Source organism: Streptomyces sp. KR55, assembly GCF_052245645.1.
Taxonomy (GTDB): Bacteria; Actinomycetota; Actinomycetes; order Streptomycetales; family Streptomycetaceae; genus Streptomyces; species Streptomyces flavusporus.
Map to the genome: position 1 here is coordinate 1 of NZ_JBQQCE010000654.1, position 4,039 is coordinate 4,039.

A 4,039-nucleotide genomic window follows, 5' to 3' on the forward strand; every position below is an offset into this window, starting at 1 on the left:
AACGTCCTGTTCGGCGTCACCACCAACGAGGACCTCGAGCGCCTCCACCCCGCCGTCGTCCGGCCGGGCCACTGCCTGGCCCACATCGAGTTGGGTCCCCTGACCCGGCGGGAGGCGGTCGGCTGGCTGGGCAGCGAGGAGGGCGTGGGCCGCGAGGGCGCGACACTGGCGGAGCTGTACGCGCTGCGCCGGGGCACGTCACCGACGACGCTGCCGGAGCCGCGGGACGGGTCGGATGCGGGGCTGTATCTGTAGGGCTGCGGCTTCGGCCGGTGCTTTGATGGACGTATGACCCTGTTCGTCGGCACGTCGGGGTGGCAGTACAAGGACTGGCGGGGGCTGCTCTACCCGGACGGGTGTCCCACACGTCTGTGGCTGGAGGAGTACGCGGAGCGGTTCGCCACCGTGGAGATCAACAACGCGTTCTACCGGCTGCCGACACGGGAGAACTTCGAGGCGTGGCGGGATCGCGTGCCGGGGGATTTCGTCATCGCGGTCAAGGCGAGCCGCTACCTCACCCACATCAAGCGGCTGCGGGACCCCGAGGAACCGGTGAACCGCCTGATGACCCACGCGGAAGGGCTGGGCGACCGTCTGGGCCCGGTCCTGCTGCAACTCCCACCGACGCTGCGCGCCGACGCCGCGCTGCTGGATGCCTGCCTCGCCTGCTTCCCCGCCGGCACGCGCATCGCGGTCGAACCGCGTCACGACTCCTGGTGGACGCCGGAGGTGGAGGCGGTGCTGCGCTCCCGGGGCGCCGCCCTGTGCTGGGCCGACGTCCAGGCCCGCCCGGTGACGCCGCTGTGGCGCACCACCGACTGGGGCTACGTCCGTTTCCACCAGGGCCGCGCTCAGCCGTGGCCGCGCTACGGTCGGCAGTCCCTGCGGACGTGGGTCCAGCGGATCGCGGACACCTGGTCCGACGGGCACGACGTGTACGCGTACTTCAACAACGACCCCGGCGGGGCGGCGGTGGAGGACGCGGTGCTGTTCGGGGAGCTGGCGGCGCGGGAGGGGCGGACGGTCACACGGACTCCGGAGCGTCTGGAACGTACGGCGTGACTCCCCCTGATTCCCGCCATGGCTACTCGGCGTACGCCGCCCGCAGGGCGTCCCGGACCGCATCGAGCGCCGCGCCCTCACCGAGCCCGAGCCGTCGGACTCGCTCGGCATAGGCCTGCGCAGCCGACGCCGCCTCCCGCTCGGCCGCCGAGCCCGCGGCAGCGACGAACGTCCCGTGCCGTCCCCGCGTCTAGATCACCCCGTCCGTCTCCAGCGCCCGGTACGCCTTGGCGACGGTGTTCGCGGCGAGGCCGAGCGACTCGGCCAGCCCCCGCACGGTCGGCAGCCGGTACCCCACCGGCAGCGCCCCGGACCGCGCCTGCTCGGAGATCTGCGCCCGCACCTGCTCGTACGGCGGGGCACTGTCGTCGATGTGGATCTTCAAGGTCACGGGCCGATTGTCCCGCACCCGCCGGAAAATGAGAGGCATCCCGCACTCGTCCCCACGTAACGTGCGCATCCATGACCGTCACCGTGCGCGACCTCCGCCCCGAGGTCCGAGCCGACATCGAGGGCTTCGCCCGCGTCAGGGGCCTCGCCACGCCCTTCCTCCTGATCACCCCGGAATCCCTCACGCACGACCTCACCCACATGAGCCCCGAGGCGCACTACCGCCCCCTCGTCGCCGTGGACGACGGCGAGGTGATCGGCACGGCTCAGGTGCACCTGGCCCACGACAGCCCCGAGCCCGGCCAGGGCAACGTCAACGTGTACGTGCACCCGGAGCGGACCCGCCGCGGCGCCGGCGCGCTGCTGGTCCGGGCCGCCGAGGAGCATCTGGCCGCCCACGGCGCGACCAGACTGTTCACCTGGGTCCTGGACGAACCCGGCAACCGCGCCTTCGCCGCATCGCACGGCTACGAGGCGAGCCGCTCTGCCCACTTCCTCCGGCTGGACCTGGCGAACGGCACGCTGCCACCGCTGCGGACCCCGCCGCCGGGCGTCGAGCTGCGCACGGCCGCCGACTTCGCGGACGACCCACGCCCGATGTTCGAACTGGACGCGGAGACGACGTCGGACGAACCGAGCGACATCGACACCGAGTTCACCGACTACGAGGCCTGGATCGAGGAGACCTGGAAGCGCCCCCTGCTGAACCTCGATCTGACCACGGTCGCGGTCGTCGACGGCCGCCCCGCCGCCTTCACCGCGGCGTACACGGACGGCACCACCAGCTACGCCACCTCCATGACCGGCACGGCCCGCGCCTTCCGCGGCCGGGGCCTGGCCAAGCTCGCCAAGAACGACTCCCTGCATCGCGCCCGCGCCGCCGGGTACACGGAGGCGTTCACGGGCAACGACGCCGGCAACGGCCCGATGCTCGCCATCAACAAGTGGCTGGGGTACGAGGTCTGCGCGACGGAGGTGCGGTATGTCCGCGAACTCGGCTGAAGTGGACGTCGTCCTCGTCAAAGGCGGCCGCACGAAGATCCGTTACCCCGCGGAGCTGCTCGACGACGACGGCACCCGCATCGCGGTGCGCGCCCCCTGGGCGGGTGAGGGCGTGCGCGACTTCGGCTTCGTGCGCTTCGAGCCGGGCGACGTCTTCACGGAGTACTACTGGCGGGACCGCTGGTACTCGGTGAAGGAGGTCCGCACGGCCACGGGCACCCTCAAGGGCTGGTACTGCGACATCACCCGCCCGGCCGTGCTCACCGGCACGGAGCTGGTCGTCGAGGACCTCGACCTGGACCTGTGGCGCTCCGCCGACGGCACGGACGTACGCCGCCTGGACGAGGACGAGTTCGCGGAGAGCGGCCTGCCGGAAACGGACCCGCCAGCGGCCGCCACCGCCCTCGCGACCCTGGACGAACTGGAAACCCTGGCCCAAGGCGCCGACTTCGACGCGCTGCTCAGGTAGCGGCAGCCGGCCTGACAGCTCTCACACCAGGCACACGACCGCGTACCGCTCGTCATCCACGCGTCTCCCCCACAGCCCGGCGTCCTCCGACAACCGCTCCACCCGCACCCGCCCGCCGAGCGGCACGAGCAGCGCGCGAAGCCGCTCGGCGGGTATGCCGACCGGGCTGGTCCTCCCCCACACGCCCTCGACCAGCACGAGCCGTCCTGCAGGCCGCACCAGTCCCCGCCAGTGCCGCAGAACACGGCCGGGGTCGGGCAGCGTCCACAGGACGTGCCGTACGAGGACGGCATCGAACCGCTGCGCCCCCACCGACGGTGCCGCCGCGTCACCGACCAGGAACGCGGCGTCACGTCCGGTGAGCTTTGCGCGGGCCCGGTCCACCATGGCCGGGGACCGGTCGACGCCGGTCACGTGGTGTCCCTGCTCGGCTGCGAGGAGGGACAGGCTGCCGGTGCCGCAGCCGAGGTCGAGGAGGTCGCAGGGGGCGTCGGGCAGCCAGGTGCGCAGCCGGGTCGCCCAGGCCGCCCGGACGTCGGGATCGCGCAGTCCGTGGTCCGGCTCGTCGTCGAAGGTGGCGGCCGACGCGTCCCAGTCCACGTCATCCGCCGAGGTCGTTCCGTCCCGGTCATCCGTCATGCGCCAAGAGTGACAGCCGCCACTGACAGTCGAATCGTGACAGCCGCCACTGACAGACCCGTACCGATGAGGAACTCTCGCCGAAAGGGTCTACCTCCGTGAGATCACGGAAATGCGGTAGGCACTGAAGGAGGCAGCCATGCGCCGAGTCACAGTGCACAAGCCCCCGCGGAAGACGGACGCCCGCCGGGTCCGTGAGGAGGCCGAGGAGCGGCCCGCCGAGCGCCCGGAGGTGCGGAAGGACATCGCACGGACGTGGTGGCCGGACGGGTGACCGGGCCGGGTACCGGCGTACGGCGCCTCGCAGGCGCGGCGAACCGTACCTACCTCAGCGCAGCATGAGCACTCCCTTACTCAGGTTGAACTCGTGGAGTCCGATGACCTGGTCGCGTCGTCGTCCATGATCAGGCCAGTCGGCGGGAGGCAGCCATCGATCAGGTGAGGCCGGTACTGGATCTTCTTCAGCTTCCGCTTGAT

At 71.6% G+C, this 4,039-nt stretch carries 5 protein-coding genes and 3 pseudogenes; 5 read left to right on the forward strand and 3 right to left on the reverse strand.

All coding sequences use genetic code 11. From position 1 onward, the window contains the following. Positions 1 to 255, forward strand: a pseudogene (locus ACTWQJ_RS47645) (DUF5925 domain-containing protein); the annotation flags it as partial. A gap of 33 nt (positions 256 to 288) precedes the next feature. Beyond that, on the forward strand, positions 289 to 1,062 hold the full coding sequence (locus ACTWQJ_RS47650; protein ID WP_443312611.1) for a DUF72 domain-containing protein: 774 nt from the start codon (positions 289 to 291) through the stop codon (positions 1,060 to 1,062). Between the two features lie 22 nt (positions 1,063 to 1,084). Here ACTWQJ_RS47650 and ACTWQJ_RS47655 read toward each other — a convergent pair. Next, positions 1,085 to 1,453: pseudogene (locus ACTWQJ_RS47655) on the reverse strand (GntR family transcriptional regulator). Between the two features lie 71 nt (positions 1,454 to 1,524). Between ACTWQJ_RS47655 and ACTWQJ_RS47660 the strand changes: the two are divergent. Further along, entirely contained in the window at positions 1,525 to 2,454 is a 930-nt protein-coding gene (locus ACTWQJ_RS47660; RefSeq protein WP_443312612.1) for a GNAT family N-acetyltransferase, read from the forward strand. Then, on the forward strand, positions 2,435 to 2,923 hold the full coding sequence (locus tag ACTWQJ_RS47665; RefSeq protein ID WP_443312613.1) for a DUF402 domain-containing protein: 489 nt from the start codon (positions 2,435 to 2,437) through the stop codon (positions 2,921 to 2,923). Before ACTWQJ_RS47660 ends, ACTWQJ_RS47665 begins: the two co-directional genes overlap by 20 nt. 21 nt (positions 2,924 to 2,944) lie before the next feature. Here ACTWQJ_RS47665 and ACTWQJ_RS47670 read toward each other — a convergent pair whose 3' ends face one another. Next, positions 2,945 to 3,562 (reverse strand): class I SAM-dependent methyltransferase, encoded by a 618-nt coding sequence (locus ACTWQJ_RS47670; RefSeq protein ID WP_443312614.1) that lies wholly within the window; start codon positions 3,560 to 3,562, stop codon positions 2,945 to 2,947. A 139-nt stretch (positions 3,563 to 3,701) separates the two neighbouring features. Between ACTWQJ_RS47670 and ACTWQJ_RS47675 the strand changes: the two genes are divergently transcribed. Further along, positions 3,702 to 3,836, forward strand: a complete 135-nt coding sequence (locus tag ACTWQJ_RS47675) for a hypothetical protein (RefSeq protein ID WP_443312615.1) — start codon at positions 3,702 to 3,704, stop codon at positions 3,834 to 3,836. 80 nt (positions 3,837 to 3,916) lie between these two features. On the opposite strand, the pseudogene ACTWQJ_RS47680 reads toward ACTWQJ_RS47675, so the two are convergent. Beyond that, a pseudogene (locus ACTWQJ_RS47680) lies at positions 3,917 to 4,039 on the reverse strand (IS630 family transposase); the annotation flags it as partial.

Excerpts from the sequence above, each read along its gene's own strand:
- ACTWQJ_RS47650 (WP_443312611.1), top strand. The coding sequence starts at position 289 with ATGACCCTGTTCGTCGGCACGTCGGGGTGGCAGTACAAGGACTGGCGG.
- ACTWQJ_RS47660 (WP_443312612.1), top strand. The coding sequence starts at position 1,525 with ATGACCGTCACCGTGCGCGACCTCCGCCCCGAGGTCCGAGCCGACATC.
- ACTWQJ_RS47665 (WP_443312613.1), top strand. The coding sequence starts at position 2,435 with ATGTCCGCGAACTCGGCTGAAGTGGACGTCGTCCTCGTCAAAGGCGGC.
- ACTWQJ_RS47670 (WP_443312614.1), bottom strand. The coding sequence starts at position 3,562 with ATGACGGATGACCGGGACGGAACGACCTCGGCGGATGACGTGGACTGG.
- ACTWQJ_RS47675 (WP_443312615.1), top strand. The coding sequence starts at position 3,702 with ATGCGCCGAGTCACAGTGCACAAGCCCCCGCGGAAGACGGACGCCCGC.